Source organism: Methylobacterium sp. CM6247 (assembly GCF_054817925.1).
Genome location: NZ_JBTXKX010000003.1, coordinates 4,928,568 through 4,948,679 on the forward strand (window position 1 = coordinate 4,928,568; position 20,112 = coordinate 4,948,679).

Genomic DNA, 20,112 nt, shown 5'->3' on the forward strand with positions numbered 1-20,112 from the left:
CGATGAGGTTGCGGCGTTGGACATCCGAAGCGGAAGGTAGATCGCCATGACCGAGAGCGTCGAGACCCTGCCCGGAGAGCGTGTCGGCCTCGTCAAGTCGATGGCGCGCGGCTTCCTGTGCCGCTGCCCGCATTGCGGCGAGGGCAAGCTCTTCGGCAAGTTCCTGAAGGTCCGTCCTTCCTGCGACGCGTGCGGGCTCGAATTCCACCACCACCGCGCCGACGACCTTCCGCCCTACGTGGTGATCTTCATCATCGGCCATATCGTCGGTTATTTCATTCTCGAACTCGAGACGAATTACGACGTACCGTTGTGGTTTCAGCTCTCGTTCTGGCCGATCGTGACCCTCGGATCGGCGCTTGCCCTGCTGCAGCCGGTGAAGGGCGCGGTGGTCGGATTGCAGTACGCCCTTGGCATGGGGGGCTTTGCCACGCTACCGACGGGGACAAGCGTGGCAATTGCGCGATCCGAGGAGGTTCAGCTTGGACCAAGCGACAATCCTACCCCCGGCCTCGGCCGCCTCTGAGCCTCGACGGCGCCCGGCCACCCTACGGCCGCGCAACGCGGCCACCCTCATCATCATCGACCGCACGGCGCGCCAGTCCAAATTCCTGATGGGTAAGCGCCATGACGGCCTGGCCTTCATGCCCGGCAAGTTCGTCTTCCCCGGCGGGAGGATCGAGCCCGGAGATCGCCGCATGAGCGTGGCCGGTGCCCTCTCGACGCGCGCGGAAGATGCCCTGGCCAAGCGCGTGCCGCGCGCCTCGCATTCCCTCGGGCGGGCGCTCGCACTGGCGGCGATCCGCGAGACCTCCGAGGAGACCGGACTTTTCCTGGGCACCAAGGAATACGGACCGCCCGACACCGCGCCGGAGGGAAGCTGGTCGGCCTTCAAGGAGTTCGGAATCCTGCCGGACCTCGAATCGCTCCACCTGGTGGCGCGCGCGATTACGCCCCCCGGCCGACCGCGCCGGTTCGACACCCGCTTCTTCACCATCGACCGGAAAGCCGTGGCGGCCGAGCAGCCGGGGATCGTCACGCCGACATCCGAACTAGTGGAGCTCGCATGGGTCAGCTTCGCCGAGGCGCGCAACCTCGACCTGCCGCGGATCACCCGCGTCGTCCTCGACGAATTGGAGCTGCAGATCGCCGGTGGGTTCGCGCCTTACCTGCCGATCCCGTTCTTCTACGAGCGGAGCGGCAAGCATGTCAGGGAGGTTCTGTAGACGGCCGCAGGAACCGTATCCGCTCACATTCCGTTGATCGAACGATGATGTAGCTGGAGTATGACGATGCTGAAAGGCGGATTGTTGTGGTTGATCGGTATCCCATTGCCGATCATTTTGCTGATCTACTTCTTCACGTCCTGGCTGCACTGAGCGGAACTGAAACGGGACGTGCCGCCGAGGCCAAAGAGCCGGCTCATCGGCGGGCATGAAATGAAAAAGCCCTCTTCCCCGGACGGGGAGAGGGCTTTTTCGTTGCCCGATACGAGCAGCAGCTACTCGGCGGCGTCGAGGCGCGGGCGGACAATCTCGGCGCGCTCGCGCTTCACCAGTTCGGCCGTGAGGAACGCGACTTCCAACGCCTGCTCCGCATTGAGGCGGGGATCGCAATAGGTGTGGTAGCGATCCTGCAGGTCGTCGGCCGTCAGCGCGCGGGCGCCGCCGGTGCATTCCGTCACGTTCTTGCCGGTCATCTCGAGATGGATGCCGCCGGCGATGGTCTGCTCCGCCCGGTGGACGCCGAAGAAGCCTTCGATCTCCGTCATCACCCGCTCGAACGGACGCGTCTTGTAACGGCCGGCCGCGATGGTGTTGCCGTGCATCGGATCGCAGACCCACACGACTTTGCGGCCCTCACGCTCCACCGTGCGGATCAGCCCAGGCAGATGCTCGCCGACCTTGTCCGCGCCGAAGCGGCAGATCAGGGTCAGACGGCCGGCTTCGTTCTCCGGGTTGAGCTGGTCGATCAGCTTGATCAGCCCTTCCGAGGTCATCGATGGCCCGCATTTCAGCCCGATCGGGTTCTTGATCCCGCGCGCATACTCGATATGCGCATGGTCGGCCTGGCGGGTACGGTCGCCGACCCAGAGCATGTGGCCCGACGTGGCGTACCAGTCGCCGCTCGTGGAATCGACGCGGGTCAGCGCCTCTTCATAGCCGAGGAGCAGCGCTTCGTGGCTCGTGAAGAAATCCGTGGTGCGGACCTCCTGATGCGTCTCGGGGTTGATGCCGATGGCGCGCATGAAGTCGAGGGCGTCGCTCATCCGCTCCGCCACATCCTGGTAGCGTGAGGATTGCGGGCTGTCCTTGACGAAGCCGAGCATCCAGCGATGCGCGTTCTCGAGATTGGCGTAGCCGCCGGTGGCGAAGGCGCGCAGCAGGTTGAGCGTCGCCGCCGACTGGCGGTACGCCTCCAACTGCCGGCGCGGATCGGGGATTCGCGCCTCCTCCGTGAAGGTGATGCCGTTGACGATGTCGCCCCGGTAGCTCGGCAGGCTCACGCCATCCATCGTCTCGGTGGGCGAGGAGCGCGGCTTGGCGAACTGTCCGGCGATGCGCCCGACCTTCACGACCGGCGATCCGCCCGCGAAGGTGAGCACCAGCGCCATCTGTAGGAAGACGCGGAAGAAATCGCGGATGTTGTCGGCCGAATGCTCGTCGAAGCTCTCTGCGCAATCGCCGCCCTGCAGCAGGAAGGCTTCCCCGGTGGAGACGCGGGCCAGCGCGGATTTCAGCTTGCGCGCCTCACCTGCAAAAACGAGGGGCGGAAAGCTGGCGAGCTGGGTCTCGACCGTCTGGAGCGCAGCGGCATCCGGATAGGCCGGTACCTGCTGGATCGGCAGGTTGCGCCAAGATGTCGGCGTCCAACCGCTCTTCGATGTCCAACGCTCGCCCATGATGATCTCCCGTCCACCTCTCGGCCGGCTTCACGAAAGGGGAATCCCTCGCGAAGAGCGGGGCTTATAGAGCGGTTCTCGTAGAGAAGCGAGGGATACGCACCGGCCGGTTCCGCCGGTCGCGAGAGTGTCCCGCCCGATAAGGCCAAGGTCGACCCAGGAGATGGAGATTGGCCGTCGTCGACTCAAGACGCCGCGCGCTCGGCGGGATGCCCGGAGAGGGAGTTGCTACTCGCCCTCCCCGTCCTCTACGGCGATGCCATGCTCCGACAGGATCCAGAAGATCGCTTCGAGATCCTCGGCCGTCACGTCGCGCGGAGGCAGGGCCTCCTCCAGATCCTCGTAGGTCAGGCGGCGCGCACGCTGCGCTTCGGCCTTGGCGAGAAGACGGTCCACCGTCTCGCGCATATCCTCCGGCAGGGCATCGTGGCTCGGCAGGCGACGCTCGACGTCCGGAAACAGCGCCTGTTCCAGCATTCGGTCGATGATCGCCTGGCGCCGGTCATGCGCGTCGTCGTTCTGTGCCATGTCCCGTTATGGAGCGCGGAAGCCGCTCGAAACAAGTGAGCGTTATATCACCGACCTCCGGGCGCCGGAGGACGCGACGACCTCAACCCTGGAGGGTCGAGGCCGAGCGGGCAATGGTCACCGGGATCGCCTTGGCGGCCGGCGTCTTCGATTGCTCGTCATGGTGCCAGAGCGGGATGAGCGGATTGAGCTCCGGGTAGTAGCCCGCGCAATTCCCAGGTGGGATGTTGTAGGCGACGATGCGAAGCCCCTTCACCGAACGGACCCTATCGTCGGCGACCGTCGTCACATCGACGATCTCGGCATCGGCGAAGCCGAGCCGGGCGATATCGGCGGCATTCATGAACAACACCATCCGGGTGCCCTTCACGCCGCGGAACCGGTCGTCGTAGCCGTAGACGGTGGTGTTGAACTGGTCGTTCGAGCGCAACGTGATGAGGTCGAGGGCCTCGGCACTTCGCAGCGGCATGTCGGGATCGGCCTCGATCCCCTCGGGAACCGTGAAATTGGCCTTGCCCGTCTCCGTCTCCCATCGGCGTTCGCGGGCGGCCAGGGGCTTGTGGATGCCGCCCGGCTCGAACATCCGGCCTTCGAGATTGTGGAACACCGAGGGGTAAGTCGTCTCCATGGCCCCGCGAATGCGGGAATAGTCACCGACCCATGCGTCCCAGGGAACGTTTGGATTCGGCTCCAGGGTCGCCTTGGCGATCTCGGCGACGATCCACGGCTCGGAGCGGACCTGATCGCTCACCGGATTGGTCTTGCCCCGCGAACCGTGGAAGCACGAGGTCGAGCTCTCCATCGAGACCGCCTGCGGACCGCTCGCCTGGGTGTCGATCTCGATCCGGCCGAGACAGGGCAGGATATAGGCGACCTCGCCGTTGATGAGGTGCGAGCGGTTGAGCTTGGTCGAGATCTGCACGGTGAGGCGCATGCCCGGCCATGCCTCTTCCATCCGCACCGTCTCGGGCACCGCGCGAACGAAGTTGCCGCCGAGGCTGACGAAGGCCTTCACCTCCCCGGAGACGATGCCCTCGCAGGCCTCCACCGTGTTGAGGCCCTTCTCGCGCGGCGGCTCGAAACCGTATTGCTCCTTCAGCATGTCCAACGGGGCGAGTTCCGGCTTCTCGGTGATCCCCACCGTGCGTTGGCCCTGAACGTTGGAATGGCCCCGAACCGGAGAGGGCCCGGCGCCCTTCCGCCCGATATTCCCGCGCAGGAGGAGGAGATTCACGAGCATCTGCACGGATTCCGTGCCCTTGCGATGCTGGGTCAATCCCATGCCGTAGACGGCGATGACGGCACGCGCGCGGGCATAGACGGTGGCCGCCGCCTCGATGGCGGCGCGGGTCAGACCCGACCGGCCTTCGAGGGTTGCCCAATCCTGTGACTCGCAATAGGCCGCGAAGGCGTCGAACCCATGGGTGTGTTCGTCGATGAAGCTCCGGTCGAGGATGCCGGGGCGCCCGACGCTCAGCGCCTCTCGGTCGGCTGCGATGAGCGCCTTGCACATCCCGGTGATCGCCGCGAGATCGCCGCCGGCCTTGACCTGATGGTACTGGGTCGAGATTTCGGTGGCATGGCCCGTCGCCATCTCGACCACCGATTGCGGGTTGGTGAACCGCTCCAATCCGCGCTCGCGCAGCGGGTTGAAGGTGATGATCGGAACCCGGCGTTTCCGCGCCTCCTGCAACTGGTGCAGCATACGGGGCGCGTTCGAGCCGACATTCTGGCCGAAGAACAGGATCAGGTCGGTCGTCTCGAAATCATCCAGCACCACCGTCCCCACGGGGACGCCGATCGATGCCTTCAGCCCGACGGAGGTCGGCTCGTGGCACATGTTGGACGAGTCGGGCAGGTTGTTGTTGCCGTACATCCGGGCGAAGAGCCCGTAGATGTAGGACGTCTCCAGCGAGGCGCGGCCCGACGTGTAGAACACCACCGATTTCGGATCGAGGGCGCGCAATTCCCGGCCGATCGCCGCCGTCGCCTCGTCCCAGGAGACCGGTACGTAACGATCGCTCGTCGCGTCGTAGCGCATCGGATGCGTGAGCCGGCCCTGCTCCTCCAGGGCGTAATCCGTCCAGCCGCGGAGTTCCGTCACCGTGTGCTTGGCGAAGAAGTCGGGTCCGCAGCGCTTGGCGGTCTGCTCCCAGGCCGTCGCCTTCGCGCCGTTCTCGCAATATTCGAACGTCAGCGGCTTGGCGGGCTTGGCCCAGGCGCAGGACACGCACATGAAGCCGTCCGGCTTGTTCTGCTTCATCAGCAGCGCCGCGCCGGAGACGGGAATCTCTTCCCGCAGAAGAATTTCGGTGAGGGATTGCGCCGAGCCCCAGCCGCCGGCCGGCCCGTCATAGGCCTCGATCTTCGGCTCCGCCATCTTGTCGGTCATTCGCTGGGCCTTTGCCGATGAATCGGTTCAGAGCCCAACGGCAGCGCCGAGTGCCTGTTCCGGGGTGCGGCTCTAACCCACTCCTTCCGGCCGCTTGGTCACGGCGGGCACCCGCATGGTGACGAGTTCTTCTCCGGCCGTGGGATGAACCGCGATGGTCCTGTCGAAATCGGCCTTCGTCGCTCCCATCGTCACGGCGATGGCGACGGCCTGGATGATCTCGCCGGCATCGTGGCCGACGATATGGACGCCGAGCACCCGGTCGCTGGCGCAATCCACGATGATCTTCATCAGAACACGCTCGGCGCTGCCGGACAGCGTCGCCTTCATCGGGCGGAAGCTCGACTTGTAGACATCGATAGTCTCGAACCGCTCGCGCGCCTGCTCCTCGGTGAGGCCGACGGTGCCGATCTCGGGCGTCGAGAACACGGCGGTGGCGATGAGTTCGTGGTTCACCTCCCACGGCCTGCCGCCGAACACCGTATCGGCGAAGGCATGGCCCTCGCGGATGGCGATGGGCGTCAGGGCGGCGCGGTTGGTGACGTCGCCCACCGCGTAGATCGAGGGCACGCATGTCTGCGAGAAGGCGTCCACCGGGATCGCGCCGCTCTCGTCGGTCTCGATCCCCACGGCCTCCAGGCCGAGGCCGGTGACCGCCGGCCTGCGCCCGGTGGCGACGAGGACCTGATCGACCTCGAGAACGCTGCCGTCTCCGAGGGTCGCGGCAATGCCGCCCTCACCCCGTTCGAGGCGCTCCACGGTCTGGTTGAGCCGGAGATCCAGGCGCTTCTCATAAGCGAGGCCGAGAGCGTCGCGGACCTCGTCGTCGAACCCGCGCAGCAGGCGGTCGCCCCGGTGCAGCAGGGTCGTGCGCGAGCCGAGATGCGCGAACACGCTGGCGAACTCCACCGCGATATAGCCACCCCCGATGACCAGGATCCGCTTCGGCAGGGTCTCGAGTTCGAAGACCTCGTTGGAGGTGATGCCGAGATCGCCGCCGGGAATGACCGGCACCTTCACCGGATACGCGCCCACCGCCACGAGGATGTACTTCGCCCGCACGCGGCGACCCGAGCCGACGAGGCGGATCGCATGCGCGTCCTCGATGACGGCCCGTTCGGGGATGATGGTGACGTTCATCCGTTCGAGGTTGGTGTCGTAGATAGATTCGAGGCGCGAGACCTCGGCGTCCCGGCGCGCTTTCAGCACGCTCCAATCGAAATGCGGCTCACCCACCGACCAGCCGAAACCGGCCGCGTCCTCGAACTCGTCGGCGAAGCGCCCGGCATAGACCATCAGCTTTTTCGGGACGCAGCCGCGGATCACGCAGGTGCCGCCGATCCGGTACTCTTCGGCAAGACTCACCCTGGCGCCGTAGCCGGCGGCGATGCGTGCTGCGCGCACACCCCCCGAGCCACCACCGATGACGAACAGATCGACGTCGAATTCGTCGGTCATGGCAGGCTCCTCACAGCGACGGATGCAGGTTCGGCGATCCTGGCGGAACGCGGGGCTGGTTCTGTCCGCTCTATCGCAGGAACACGATGCCCGTCATCGCCGCGCGGCGAAATTCAACGCTGCCGCTTCGGTTCGTCACTGAGGGCATGGATCGGGCCGGTCGAGATCGGCCATCCAGGGACTGGTGACAGCTTCTCCCCGAGCAAGCGAAGGTGCTGTCGTAATTTCATGGAACAATAATCTAGCCAACGAAATGGACAGGTGCGGGAGAGGGCGAATAGAAAAATCAATTTCCCTTCGAGATAAAGCCACGCTTCGAGATGATGCGTTGCGACATCTCGACGGAACGCTTTCGCTTCCTTCCGGATTGAATAGGTCCGATCGAGGGAGAATAACATGCGACATCAGCTGGCTACACTCGCGTTTGTGGCACTTCTAGGCTCGGGCACGGCCTATGCTCAGACCACCGTGACCGGCAAGCCCGCCACGGATGCCGAGACCAGCGCCAAGTCCGGCGGCCAAGAATCCGTGACGCGCCCGAACACCGACAAGCCCGATGCGAAGAACCCCGCCACCACCCAGGCGGCGACCAACGCCAAGCTGGAAGAAGGCGCGAACAGCTTCACCGAGGGCCAGACCCGGAGCCGCCTCGAACAGGCTGGCTACAAGGACGTCAAGGAACTCAAGAAGGACGACAAGGGCATCTGGCGCGGGGCGGCAACGCTCAACGGGAAGCCTGTCACCGTCGGCGTCGACTTCAAGGGCAATGTCGCTGCTCAGTAGCGACATCTCGGACGTCGCAGACTTGTCGATACAGTGAGAGGAACGATCCCATGGCAAACCAGACCATTACCGCACTCTACGATTCCTATGACGATGCCAGCAAGGCCGTCGCCAAGCTCGAAGCTTCGGGCATCAGCCACAGCGACATCAGCATCGTCAGCAGCAACGAGAATGACCGGCATGCCGGACGTGTAGCGACCGGCGATCATACCCGCACCAACACCGCCGAGACGGCGTCGACCAGTGCCGGGACGGGCGCCGGTGTCGGTACGCTCCTCGGCGGCGCGGCCGGCCTCCTGACGGGCCTCGGCCTGCTGGCGATCCCCGGTGTCGGTCCCGTCGTGGCCGCCGGCTGGCTCGTGACGACGCTCGCCGGTGCCGGCATCGGTGCCGCGGCCGGCGGTCTCGTCGGCGGCTTGACTGGCGCCGGTCTGAGCGAAGCCGATGCGCATACCTACAGCGAAGGCGTGCGTCGCGGCGGTACCCTCGTGACCGTCAAGGCCGACGATGCCCGCGCGTCGCTGGTGATGGACGTTCTCGAGGAGCACGGCTCGGTGAACGTGACCGAGCGCGCAGAGGGTTGGAAGGCCGAAGGCTGGACCGCGCCGAGCGCCACGCCGTCCGAGGCCACCACGGTCCCGGGCAACCGTACCGGCGTGCGCTCCTACCCCACCGCCTCGCTCTAACCGAGACGACCCATCCACGAACGGAAAAAGCCGCCCCGAAAGGGCGGCTTTTTCATGCCGTCTCGAAGGGGAGACGAAGCTTACTTGATCTTGGTTTCTTTGAAGTCGACATGCTTGCGCACGACGGGGTCGTACTTCTTCATGGACAGCTTCTCGGTCTGCGTCCGGGAATTCTTCTTCGTGACGTAGAAGTAGCCCGTATCGGCGGTCGAGATGAGCTTGATCTTGACGGTGACGGCCTTGGCCATGGCGCGGTGCTCCTGAAGGTGGCGGCATTCCGCTTGAGCGAAACGCAAAATGGCCGGCACGGACCGGCTGAATTCCGCGCGGTCATTGCCTCATCGGGCTCACTTCGTCAAGGCCGAGGCGGTTTTCCGAAGCCGCCACAGGACGAGGCCGGCATAGGCGACGAGCACGCCGCACATGGCATGGGCGAAGCCCTGAGGGGGCATCAGGTCCATGCCGCCGCCGATGATCGGAGGCCCCACCATCAGGCCGACATTGTAGAAGATCAGGAAGGCGGCATTCGCGCCGGCGAGTTCGGCCCCGCGCACGCTGGCCCCCAGATGGGCCAGGCCGACCGTGTAGAGCGTGCCGGTCAGGCCACCCCAGATCAGCAGCAGGATGGCGAGCCAGAAAGGGGATGCCGACGCCGCCGGGATCAAAGCCGCGCCGATGGCGCCACCCAGGGCCGAGGCGAGGAGGAGGCGGCGACGGTCGAACCGGTCGGCCAGGAGGCCGAAGGGGATCTGGAACAGGACGTGGCCGAGAGCGAGCATGCTGACGAGCCCGGCGGCGCTCTCTGCGTCGAGCCCGATCCGCAGGCCGTAAAGCGGCAGGATGGCGAATCCCCCAGTCTCGACGGCACCGTAGACGAGGGCCGCGAAGATGGCGGCGGGGGCCAGCCGGACATAGCCGAGCACACCGCGACTACCGGACCCTTCGATCTCGGGGGAGAGACCGCGCGCCAGAGCGATGGGCACGGTGCCGAGCAGGAACAGGGCGGCGCCCGCACAATACGGCGCGTAGCCCTGTGTGCCGATGAGGACGAGGAGCGTCGGACCCACCGCGAAGCCGAGGGCCAGGACCGTCGCGTAGATGCCCATGACGAGGCCGCGCCGGGCCGGGGGCGCGACCTCGTTGATCCAGAACTCGGACAGGACGAAGAGCACGCCCAGCGTCGCCGAGAAGACGAAGCGGAGCGGGAACCACCAGCGGATATCGTGGAGCAGCTTGAACCCGATGAGGGAGGCCGCGCCGATGAAGATCGCGAGAATGAGAAGCCGTACGACGCCGATTCGGGCCGCCAGACGCGGCACGAACGGTACGGTGACGATGCTGGCGAGACCCGCCAGGGCCGTATTGATGCCGATGACCGTGCTCGACACGCCCATGCGCTCCATCTCGAGGGAGAGGAGCGGGATCGACAGGCTGAGGCCGATGCCGACCACCGCGACACAGGTGATCGCGGCGCTCATCGCCGCCACATGAGCGCGATCGAGAGTGTCCGAGGCGGGGCGGTCGAGCATGATCGTGGGGCGTTCCGGGGGAGGCGCGAGCGGGCGCACCGAACGGTGAGGCTCTACGCCATCATCCCCCTTCCACGGAACCTGCCGGACGGCTGGGCTGGGCTGCGCCCCCGGGCCAGCCGGTGCTATCGCGCCGCCGATTTCAGGGGCTTTCCCTCCTGCCTCGGTGCCTGGCGCTCCATCCTCTGCCCATCGCGCAGGTCGACGGGCGGGCTCAGGACGATCTGCTCGCCCCCGTCCAATCCCTGGTCGATCTCGATGGTGGTGCCGAGATCACGCTGGATATGGACGCCGCGCCATTCCACCGTGCCGTCGTCGCGGGAGATCGCGACCTGGGTGCCGCGCTGATTGAAGACGAGGCCTTCGGCCGGGATGACCGTGTTCCTCGCCGTCCGCGGCACCTTCAGCGTCACGTAGACGTAGAGGCCGGGCCGCAGGCTGCCGTCGCGGTTGGGAACGTCCACCTGCGTGGTCAGGGTTCGGGACGAGGTCAGCAGGGCGACAGAGCTGCGCTCGACCTTGCCGGAGAAGGTCCGGTCCGGGATCTGCGGCACCTTGATCGTCGCGGCGACGCCCGGACTCACCCCGACGGCGAGATTCTGGGGCACGTTGACGACCACGCGCAGGACGTCGTCCCGATCCATGGATAGCAGGGCGGTGCCGGTGCCGTCCGCCTGGACGAGATCGCCGACATCGACGCTGCGGGCGGTCACGACACCATCGAAGGGGGCGATCACGTCTTTGAAGCCGGTCAGTGCCTTCAGGCGATCCACGGTGGCGCGCTGCGCCTTGATGTTGGCCTCGGCCACTTTCACCCCTGCTTCCGCCGAGGCGAGGCTCGCGCCCTGGCTCAGGACGCTGGCCTGGGAATTGTCCGCGTTCTGCTTCGAGGCCCAGCCCTGCACCGCGAGGGTCGAGGTGCGGCTGTTGGTGGCGGTGGCGAGATTCACGTTGGCCTTCGCCTGATCGACCATGGCCCTGGCCTGGAGCAGCTGGGCTTCGAGTTGGCCGACCTGCGCCTGGGCCTGCGCCAGCTGCTGGTCGAGATCGGGGGCGGCGATGCGGATGAGGATGTCGCCCTGCTTGACCCGCGTGCCGATATCGACCCTGCGCTCTGCGATGTAGCCCGTGGCACGGGCGAAGAGGGACGCCCTGGCGAAGGCGTCGGTCTGTCCGGGCAGGGTGATGTCGATGGGCTGGTCGGCCCGCTCCACCGCGATGGTCCGCAGTTTCGGCACGAAATCCCTCGCCTTGCGCTGCGTCTCCTCGGCCGCGGCGGCCTTCTGCCAATGGCCGTACCCGCCCCAGCCGAGCAGGCCGACGGCAATGAGCCCGGCGACGAGGAACGGCCCCTTCCCCGGCGGCGGCGGGATCTCTGCCGGGCCTCGCCCCGATTCATGAGCCGTCACCGTGCCGGTCTTCTCATCGATCGCGTCACCAGGGCTGTTCCCGCTCATGCGTAATCCTGAAGCGGCTTGACCTCGCCCCGCCTGAGGAGGGTGTAGAGGAAGGGCACGAAGAGCAAGGTCGATGGCGTGCCGATGGCGATGCCGCCCATCACGGCGCGGGCAAGGGCCGCGTTCTGTTCGCCGCCCTCCCCCGTCCCAAGGGCCATCGGGATCAACCCGAGGAACATCGCGCCTGCCGTCATCAGCACCGGCCGCAGCCGGGTCTCGCCCGCCAGGAGCGCGGCTTCGGTGGCGCTGCAGCCGGTGGCCTCCCGGTGCTCCTTGGCGAAGGTGACGAGGAGGATGGAATTGGCGGATGCGATACCCACCGACATGATCGCCCCGAACAGCGACGGGATCGAGAAGGTCGTGCCGGTGATGAACAGGCTGGCCACGATTCCGCAGAAGGCGAGCGGGAGCGCCGCCAGCACCACGAGCGGGTCGCCCCAAGACTGGAAGTTCACCGCCATCAGCAAGTAGACCGCCACCAGGGCGATGGAGAGGCCGATTCCCATGCGGAAGAAGGCCGATTGCATGTTCTCGATCTGCCCGCGCACGGTGATCTTGTCGGGGGCCGGCAGGGCCTTCTGTTCCTCCTCGACGATTCGGCGGATGTCTTTCGCCACCGAACCGAGATCGGAATCCTGCACCGCCGCGTAGATATTGAAGGTCGGCTGCGTGTTGACGTGGTTGATCACCGTCTGCGATCCCTCGCGGCGCATGGTCGAGACGCTCGACAGCAGCGTCAGCACGCCGGGCGCATCGGAATTGCCGCTGACGAGGAGCGGGGTGTTCTGGATCGCCGTGAGGCTGTCGTTGCGGTATTCCGGGGTCTGCACCCAGAGTTGGTAGGGGATGCCGGTCTTCGGGTCGGTCCAGAAGTTCGGTGTCACCTGGAAGGACCCCGACAGGGAGACGTTGAGGCCCTGCGCGATCTGCTGCTCGGTGAGGCCGAGCTCGGAGGCGAGGCGCCGGTCCACGTCTACGAAGAATTGCGGCGTGCCGACGATCTGGTGGAGGTGGACGTCCACCGCCCCGCGCGTCTCCTTGAGGCGACGGACGATGTTCTGCGCGGCGGCGAGGTCCTTGGCGGTGTTGCGGCCCGAGACCTGGATGTCGATCTGCGCCAGCGTTCCGAAATTGAGGATCTGCGTGATGATGTCGGACGGCTGGAAATAAACGATCAGGTCGGGGAAGCGCTCGCGCAGCACCTCGCGCAGGCGCTTGGTGTAGCCGGCGACCGAGCCGTGGCCTTCTTTCAGGTTGATGAGCATCTGCCCGTCGTTGTTGGCGACGAACGACCCGTCCGAGAAGGCGAAATTGTAGTTGTTCGCAGGCAGGCCGAGATTGTCGAGAACCTGGTCGATCTCGCCCTCGGGGATGACCTCCCGGACGACGGCCTGGACTTCGGCGAAGGTCTGCACCGCCGTCTCGATGCGCATGCCCGGCCGGGTGCGCAGATGCAGCGTCATCTGGCTCGATTCGACCTGCGGGAAGTAATCCTGGCCGACGAAGCCGAACAGGCCTGCCGTGCCCGCGAAGATCACCGCCACGGTGGCGAGGGTGACGACGCGGCGGCGCAGGACCACGTGGAGCAGGCCGAGATAGCTGCGGTGGAAGCGGGCGAACCGGGCTTCGAATCCCTGGCGGAACCAGCCCGCGAGGCGGAAGAGCGGCCCGAATGCCCAGCCCAGCGCGCGGGCGACGCGGCCCCGCTGCGGAGCCTGCCCGCCCTTGCCGTGATGCTCCTCGTATTCCCGCGCCACGAGCACGTCGATCAGGACCGGCACCAGGGTCCGCGACAGGACGTAGGAGGTCAGCATCGCGAAGACGACGGCGAGCGCCTGGGGCGTGAACAGATATTTCGGCGTGTCTGTGAGGGCGAAGACCGAGACGAAGGCGGCGCAGATCGAGAGGGTCGAGATCAGCGCGGGTTTGGCGATGCCGGCCGCCCCCTCCACCACGGATTTGCGGAACGGCTCGCCCTCCTCGAACAGCCGGTAGGTGTTCTCGATGGCCACCGTTGCGTCGTCGACGAGGATGCCCACCGCCAAGGCGAGCCCGCCCAGCGTCATGACGTTGATGGTCTCGCCCAACGCCGTGAGGATTGCGAGCGAGGTCAGGATCGAGAGCGGGATCGAGACGAGCACCACGATGGTGGAGCGCCATGAGCCGAGGAACAGCAGGATCGTCAGGCCGGTCAGCGCGGCGGCGATGACTGCCTCGTGGATCACGCCCTCGATGGCGGCGGAGACGAAGACCGATTGATCGAACAATTCGCGTAGCGCCATTCCCTCCGGTGCGGCGGCGCGGATGTCCGGCAGGGCCTTCTTCACGTTGTTGACGACGTCGAGGGTCGAGGCGGTGCCGTTCTTGAAGATGCGCATCAGCACCGAGTTCAGGCCGTCGGCCCGCACGATGTTCACCTGCGGCGGGCCGCCGTCGCGGACATTGGCGACGTCGCGCACCAGCACAGGCTGTCCGCCGACCACTCGGATCGGCACCTGGTTGAGCGCTTCGATGGCGTCCGGCGTGGCGTTGAGCTGGATCGGGTATTGCTGCTCGCCGATCTTGGCGAGACCGGAGGGCACCGTGAGATTCTGCGCCGTCATGGCGTTGGTGACGTCGAGCGCCGTCAGGCCCAGAGCGCGCAGGGCCTGAAGGTCGAGATCGACCATGATCTGGCGCGGCGTGCCGCCGAAGGGCGAGGGCAGCGTCGAGCCCGGCACCTGAGTCAGGCGCTGGCGGATGCGGTACTGCGCGTAATCGTAGACCTTGGTCAGGCTCTCGCTGGTGGAGGAGAGCGAAAGCTGGATCACCGGGACGGAGGAGGCCGAGAACCGCAGGACGATGGGCGGCTGCACGCCCGGCGGCATGGTCGAACGGATCGAATTCATCGCCGAGACGGTCTGGGCGATGGCGAGATCGATGCTCACCGATTGGTCGAAATAGACCTTCTGGATCGCCGTGCCCTGCAGTGTCGTCGATTCCATCCGAGCGATGTTGTTGACGTTGTTCGAGAGCGAGAACTCCGCATAGGTCGTGATGCGACGCTCCATCTCGGAGGTCGAAAGGCCCGTATAGGTCCACACCACCACGACCACCGGGATGTCCACGGTGGGCAGCACGTCCTTTGGTGCCACGATCACCGAGGCCGCGCCGCCAAGCATCATCAGCACGGCGAGCACGTAGATCGTGATGCGAAACTTCAGAGCATACTGGACGAGGCCCATACGGTATCCGCGCAAACCTGTTCGGGCTGGTGTACCACGTTCGTCGCACGCCACGAGGTCATCTGTAGACGTGACGCCGCGACGCAATCGGCGGACCGGGACAGGATATTTGTTTCCGGATGTAACCGGTGCGCGAATACGCTCCGCCCAGGACCGCGCCTATTTCGCGGGTTTGGCCGGCACGTTGCGGCAGATGCCCTTGAGCGTCGCCCATGCGGTCTCGTCGAGAATGCGCCGGCCGACCGTTTCCGTGCCCGCTATCGCGCGGATGCGGTTGGCGCGCTCCTTCGTGAAGGGATGGCTGCGGAGCAGGCTCGCGAACTCGGCCTTCTCGTCGTCCTTGGCGATGCGTTCGAGGATCGTCGCCAGCGCCGTGGCATCCCCGCCCGACCGGCGCATGACCTTCACCGAATAGGTATCCGCCGCGTTCTCGGCCTCGCGGGAATAGCCGGCCGAGATGGCGGCTTGGCCTACCGCGACGAGGATCGTGGAGCCGGTCAGGTCGCCTAGCACGAGACTGAGGAGGAACGAGCTTCCGCTCGCCGCCAGCAGAGCCCGCATGGGGTCGCGCGCGGCGACATGGCCGAATTCGTGAGCCAGCACGCCGGCGAATTCGTCGGGCGTGAGGGACTGGTCGATGAGGTCCGACAGCACGACGACCCGCCCGCCGGGAAGGGTCACGGCGTTGGCGATGGCGTGTCGCCTGACCGTGATCGCCGGATCGACCGGCAGGCCGCCATCCGCCGTCATCCGCTCGATCAAGCGGTCGAGGACGGCTCGCGCCGGGGCATCGTCGCAGACCGGCGGGTCGCCGAGAATCTTGCCGATCTGCCCGTCCACCGCCCCGCCGAGCCGCGCTTCGATCGCTGCCGGGACGACGGGCGCCAGACGCACCGCGATGGCCGGGACGCCGTAGATCGCCAGACCGATCACCGAGATCCCGGCCGCGATCGACCACAGGACGAGGCGCAGGCGACCGCCCGAGGCGGAGGGGTCGGATCGGTACAGGTCCGGACAGCGATCCTTCAGCGCGGCGGCCAGGGCCTCGTCGGTGAACTCGACCCGCTCGGCACGTCCCGCCGGGCCGACCCGCATGAGCGGGGCGGCCGTGTCGCCGGCCGCGAGGTCGGCGAGTGTCCAGGCGAGGCGTAGGTCCTGCCCGGTGATCTCCAGCCGGTCCTCGAGGACCAGGGTCACCGGATGGGCCTTGGCGCTCAGGCCATCGTAGTACGTGCCGTGGACCACTTGTGCCGGCACTAGAACCCCACTTCGAGCGCGCCGCCGACATCGAGCGCGTCGGCGAGGCCCTCGTTGAGGCCGCTGCCCACCCGCCGGCTCGACGCGAGCACAGCATCGAGGCCGCCGGCATTCTCGACCACCGTGGTGGTGGCGACCGCCGCCCAGAGCCGCGCCGTGATGACCCGGACATAGAGCACCGCGAAGAACAGCGCGCCGCCGAGATAGCCGAACACCATGCCGAACAGGAGCGCCCAATGGGCTCCGCTCTCCATGCCCTGGGTCTGCAGGAGCAGACCGCCGCCGCCGATGACGAGGCCGAGGATCAGGACGAAGCCGATCACGGAGAGGAGGTAGACGAAATAGGGCCAGTAGAACTGGCGGGCCTTCAGGGTGGACGAAAGGCGCACGGAGCCGAGGCTGGCCGCGTTCATGAAGAGCCGCGTCTCCCGCGCCCGGTAGAAGGGGATGAGCAGGAGCCCGAGGGGAAACGTGATGCCGAGCGTGCTGAGGAAGAGCACCCCGAACGTGGCGATGGGCGTGCCCTCATAATCGCTGTTGAACTCCGTCTCGCCGGGCTTGCCCCCCTCTTTGGGGACGAACAGGTCGTCGGGAATGTTGAAATCGGTAGCCACGAGGAAGGCGATCAGCGCGGCGGCGATGGGAAGGAGCACCACCACGTAGAAGGCCAGCCAGGGAAGCAGCAGCGAGCGCCCGCGCGCGGTGGATTCCATCCGGCTCGACCCGATGAGGGTGTGATTGATCCGGTACCGCTCCAGGCTCGCACGCATGAAGGGGAAGGCGAGGCCGAGGGTCAGAAGCGTCAGCAGCGACCAGCCGATGGCCATCAGCGCATAGGTGATCGCCGATCCGTCCTGGCCGAGGCGGATGCCGCGCCACAGGGTGCGTGAGGCCCGGTAGCGCCGGCCGCGATAGACCGCGAATTGGCCTAGGACGAAGAGGATGAGGAAGGACAGGACGCTGCCGAAGGCCGCGAGCCAGGGCGCCGAGATCGTCGCGACGAAGATCAGGACATAGACGGGGATCAGGATGGCGATGGCGACGAGGAAGCCGAGGAACAGTTCCTTGCCGGTCCCGGAATACTCGGCCGGGCTGCCGTCGACGACGGTCCGGTTCCAGAAGTAGCGCCGCAATTCGGTGACGTACCAGAACCGGTAGATGCCGAAGGTGACGAGGGACAGGAGGAAGCCACGGACGGCGATGCCGGTGAGGCTCTTGAGTGTCCTGTCGAAGGTGATCGCGCCGGAGCGGTCCATCCCGGATCGCGTCTCGGTCATTGGCGGCTGCGACATGAGACCTCCTCTCTCGGGAGGCGACATATAAGCGTATCGTCCCAGATGAGGCCACCCGCCGATACGACTTTAGATCGGCATGCACTTGCGCCGATGAAGTATGGGGCTGCCGACGTCGTTAAAAAGCTTCGCTCCGGTCTTGGAATTTGCATTCCGAGACCGGAGCCCGAAACGTCTTCGTCGCATGATCGCGATAGAGAGGATGATCTGTCTCGCCGAAGGGGTCGTCACCGAAGGCGATAGACTGGATCAGCAGCAGCGGAATCCATTCCGGTTACCCACACCGAACCGGGCATTCTCCCTGTTTCGGTAGAATTCCCGCTCGCTCATCGGCTCCTGATCGGTATGGGTCCGGCGAATATGGGCGGCATAGGCCTCGTAGTCGCCCTGCCCCACCATCAGGCGGGCGCCGTCGCAGACGCATTTCGAGAAGGTCTTCAGCCGATCCCGCAGTTCCGTCGACGACAGCGCCATATCGGTTACTCCGCCGGGACGGCGGTGGGGCCGCCGCTTTCGAGGGCCGTCCAGCGCTCGGCGCGATAGGCCTTGACGCAAGCCATGATGCCGAAGGCGGCGATGGCGACGACGAGGCCGACGAACATCACGGCGAGTGCCGCGTCGATCCGGTCGTTGAAGACGATCTTGTGCATGTCGGCCATGTTCTTGGCCGGACCCAGCACCTTGCCCTCGGCGATCGCCGACGAGAACCGGTCGGCATGGGACAGGAAGCCGATCTTGGGGTCGGCCGAGAAGATCTTCTGCCAGCCCGCATTGAGGGTGCAGATCAGCAGCCAGACGGTGGGGATGATCGTGACGAAGGCGTAGCGCTCACGCTTCATCTTGAAGATCACCACGGTGGCCAGCGTCAGCGCCACGGCCGCCAGCATCTGGTTCGAGATGCCGAAGAGCGGCCACAGGGTGTAAATGCCGCCGAGCGGGTCGGTGACGCCCTGGTAGAGGAAGTAGCCCCAGGCCGAGACGCAAAGTGCCGTGGCCAGGATGCTGGGTGCCCAGGCCGTGGTGTCCTTGAAGGTCGGCGAGATCAGGCCGAGCAGATCCTGCAGCATGAAGCGTCCCGCACGCGTGCCGGCATCGACGGCGGTGAGGATGAAGAGGGCCTCGAACAGGATCGCGAAATGGTACCAGAAGGCCATCATCGTCTTGCCGCCGATGGCCGACGAGATGATGTGGGCCATGCCGACGGCGAGGGTCGGAGCGCCGCCGGTGCGCGAGATGATCGAGTGCTCGCCAACATCCTTGGCGGTCTGGGTGATCACTTCGGGTGTGATCGGGAAGCCGAGATTGGTCACCGCGGCCGCCGCCGTCTCGGCGGAGGTGCCGAGCAGGGCGCCGGGCGAATTCATGGTGAAGTAGATACCCGGATCGATCACGCTCGCGGCGACCAGCGCCATGATCGCGACGAAGCTCTCCATCAGCATGCCGCCATAGCCGATGAAGCGGGTGTCCATCTCGTTGTCGAGGAGCTTCGGCGTCGTTCCCGACGAGATCAGCGCATGGAAGCCGGAGACTGCGCCGCACGCGATGGTGATGAAGAGGAACGGGAACAGGGAGCCTGCCCAGACCGGGCCGGTGCCGTCCACGAACTTCGTCATGGCCGGCATCTGGAGGTGCGGGGCGACGACGACGATGCCGAGCGCCAGGCCGATGATGGTGCCGATCTTGAGGAAGGTCGAGAGATAGTCGCGCGGGGCGAGCAGGAGCCAGACCGGCAGGATCGAGGCGATGAAGCCGTAGCCGATCAGCATCCAGGTCAGCTGGGTGCCGGTGAAGGTGAAGGCCGGGCCCCAGACCGGGTGTTCGTTGATCTGGCCGCCGCCGATGATGGCGGCCATGAGCAGGATGAAGCCGAGGATCGAGACCTCACCGATCTTGCCCGGCCGGACGAAGCGGGCATAGAGGCCCATCAGGATGGCGATCGGGATCGTGGCCGCGACGGTAAAGGTGCCCCAGGGGCTCTCGGCCAGCGCCTTGACCACGATCATCGCCAGGACGGCGAGCAGGATCACCATGATCATGAAGGTGCCGAACAGCGCGATCACGCCGGGGATCACGCCGAGTTCGGCCCGGATCAGTTCACCGAGGGAGCGCCCGTCGCGCCGCATGGAGATGAACAGGATCATGAAGTCCTGGACCGCGCCCGCGAGCACGACGCCGGCCAGGATCCAGAGCATGCCGGGCAGGTAGCCCATCTGCGCGGCCAGGACCGGGCCGACGAGGGGACCCGCGCCTGCGATCGCCGCGAAATGGTGACCGAACAGGACGGTCTTGTTGGTGGGAACGTAGTCGAGCCCGTCATTGTGACGGTGAGCGGGTGTCTCGCGCGCCGGGTCGAGGCGCATCACCTTCTCGGAGATGTAGAGCGAGTAGTACCGGTAGGAGATGAGGTAGACGCAGACCGCGGCCACGACGATCCACAAGGCGTTGATCGATTCGCCACGGCTGGTGGCGACAATCGCCAGGGCTGCCGCGCCCAACGCACCGACAAGGGCCCATGGCCCGTGCTTCTGTATCGCACTCATCGACGTCTCGCTCCCGCGACCCGTCCTTGATGGCGGATCGTCAAGGCTCTTCTGGCTCAAAAAT

At 66.1% G+C, this 20,112-nt stretch carries 16 protein-coding genes; 4 read left to right on the forward strand and 12 right to left on the reverse strand.

Annotation, left to right across the window (positions count from 1 at the left end; all coding sequences use genetic code 11):
* Positions 1–46 precede the first annotated feature (46 nt).
* Together ACYQOP_RS24385 and ACYQOP_RS24390 are read left to right on the forward strand one after the other, a co-directional pair.
* A complete protein-coding gene (locus ACYQOP_RS24385; RefSeq protein ID WP_056430270.1) occupies positions 47–526 on the forward strand; it encodes a DUF983 domain-containing protein in 480 nt (159 codons plus the stop codon).
* Complete coding sequence (locus tag ACYQOP_RS24390; RefSeq protein ID WP_461224655.1) at positions 483–1,226, forward strand: NUDIX hydrolase; 744 nt, start codon at positions 483–485, stop codon at positions 1,224–1,226. The genes ACYQOP_RS24385 and ACYQOP_RS24390 overlap by 44 nt, the downstream gene beginning before the upstream one ends.
* Positions 1,227–1,501: 275 nt before the next feature.
* Here ACYQOP_RS24390 and ACYQOP_RS24395 read toward each other — a convergent pair whose 3' ends face one another.
* From ACYQOP_RS24395 to gor, 4 genes are all read right to left on the reverse strand, one after another.
* A complete protein-coding gene (locus tag ACYQOP_RS24395; RefSeq protein WP_207410630.1) occupies positions 1,502–2,902 on the reverse strand; it encodes a class II 3-deoxy-7-phosphoheptulonate synthase in 1,401 nt (466 codons plus the stop codon).
* A 228-nt stretch (positions 2,903–3,130) separates the two neighbouring features.
* On the reverse strand, positions 3,131–3,430 hold the full coding sequence (locus ACYQOP_RS24400) for an RNA polymerase sigma factor region1.1 domain-containing protein (protein WP_056430260.1): 300 nt from the start codon (positions 3,428–3,430) through the stop codon (positions 3,131–3,133).
* Between the two features lie 82 nt (positions 3,431–3,512).
* Positions 3,513–5,810 (reverse strand): FdhF/YdeP family oxidoreductase, encoded by a 2,298-nt coding sequence (locus ACYQOP_RS24405; RefSeq protein ID WP_461225460.1) that lies wholly within the window; start codon positions 5,808–5,810, stop codon positions 3,513–3,515.
* Positions 5,811–5,894: 84 nt separating this feature from the next.
* Positions 5,895–7,280: a glutathione-disulfide reductase gene (gene gor / locus ACYQOP_RS24410; RefSeq protein ID WP_461224658.1), complete on the reverse strand. Its 1,386-nt coding sequence runs from the start codon at positions 7,278–7,280 to the stop codon at positions 5,895–5,897.
* A gap of 396 nt (positions 7,281–7,676) precedes the next feature.
* On the opposite strand from gor, the gene ACYQOP_RS24415 reads away from it, so the two are divergent.
* Entirely contained in the window at positions 7,677–8,063 is a 387-nt protein-coding gene (locus ACYQOP_RS24415) for a hypothetical protein (protein ID WP_056430254.1), read from the forward strand.
* Between the two features lie 50 nt (positions 8,064–8,113).
* The gene (locus ACYQOP_RS24420; protein ID WP_461224660.1) at positions 8,114–8,749 is read left to right on the forward strand and encodes a general stress protein; all 636 of its coding nucleotides are present in this window, start codon (positions 8,114–8,116) and stop codon (positions 8,747–8,749) included.
* A gap of 80 nt (positions 8,750–8,829) precedes the next feature.
* Here the strand turns inward: ACYQOP_RS24420 and rpmG are convergent, their stop codons facing one another.
* The 8 genes from rpmG to ACYQOP_RS24460 form a co-directional block, all read right to left on the reverse strand.
* Positions 8,830–8,997, reverse strand: coding sequence for a 50S ribosomal protein L33 (gene rpmG, locus ACYQOP_RS24425; protein ID WP_056255359.1), 168 nt, complete (start codon positions 8,995–8,997; stop codon positions 8,830–8,832).
* Between the two features lie 99 nt (positions 8,998–9,096).
* On the reverse strand, positions 9,097–10,278 hold the full coding sequence (locus ACYQOP_RS24430) for an MFS transporter (protein ID WP_056430246.1): 1,182 nt from the start codon (positions 10,276–10,278) through the stop codon (positions 9,097–9,099).
* A 125-nt stretch (positions 10,279–10,403) separates the two neighbouring features.
* Positions 10,404–11,735, reverse strand: coding sequence for an efflux RND transporter periplasmic adaptor subunit (locus ACYQOP_RS24435; protein ID WP_461224663.1), 1,332 nt, complete (start codon positions 11,733–11,735; stop codon positions 10,404–10,406).
* On the reverse strand, positions 11,732–14,959 hold the full coding sequence (locus ACYQOP_RS24440; protein ID WP_461224665.1) for an efflux RND transporter permease subunit: 3,228 nt from the start codon (positions 14,957–14,959) through the stop codon (positions 11,732–11,734). The genes ACYQOP_RS24435 and ACYQOP_RS24440 overlap by 4 nt, the downstream gene beginning before the upstream one ends.
* A 159-nt stretch (positions 14,960–15,118) precedes the next feature.
* On the reverse strand, positions 15,119–16,216 hold the full coding sequence (locus ACYQOP_RS24445; RefSeq protein ID WP_461224667.1) for a M48 family metallopeptidase: 1,098 nt from the start codon (positions 16,214–16,216) through the stop codon (positions 15,119–15,121).
* Positions 16,216–17,508 (reverse strand): YjgN family protein, encoded by a 1,293-nt coding sequence (locus tag ACYQOP_RS24450; RefSeq protein ID WP_461224669.1) that lies wholly within the window; start codon positions 17,506–17,508, stop codon positions 16,216–16,218. The genes ACYQOP_RS24445 and ACYQOP_RS24450 overlap by 1 nt, the downstream gene beginning before the upstream one ends.
* 249 nt (positions 17,509–17,757) lie before the next feature.
* The gene (locus tag ACYQOP_RS24455) at positions 17,758–17,982 is read right to left on the reverse strand and encodes a YbdD/YjiX family protein (protein WP_461224671.1); all 225 of its coding nucleotides are present in this window, start codon (positions 17,980–17,982) and stop codon (positions 17,758–17,760) included.
* 5 nt (positions 17,983–17,987) lie between these two features.
* A complete protein-coding gene (locus tag ACYQOP_RS24460) occupies positions 17,988–20,048 on the reverse strand; it encodes a carbon starvation CstA family protein (RefSeq protein ID WP_461224673.1) in 2,061 nt (686 codons plus the stop codon).
* Positions 20,049–20,112: the final 64 nt, after the last annotated feature.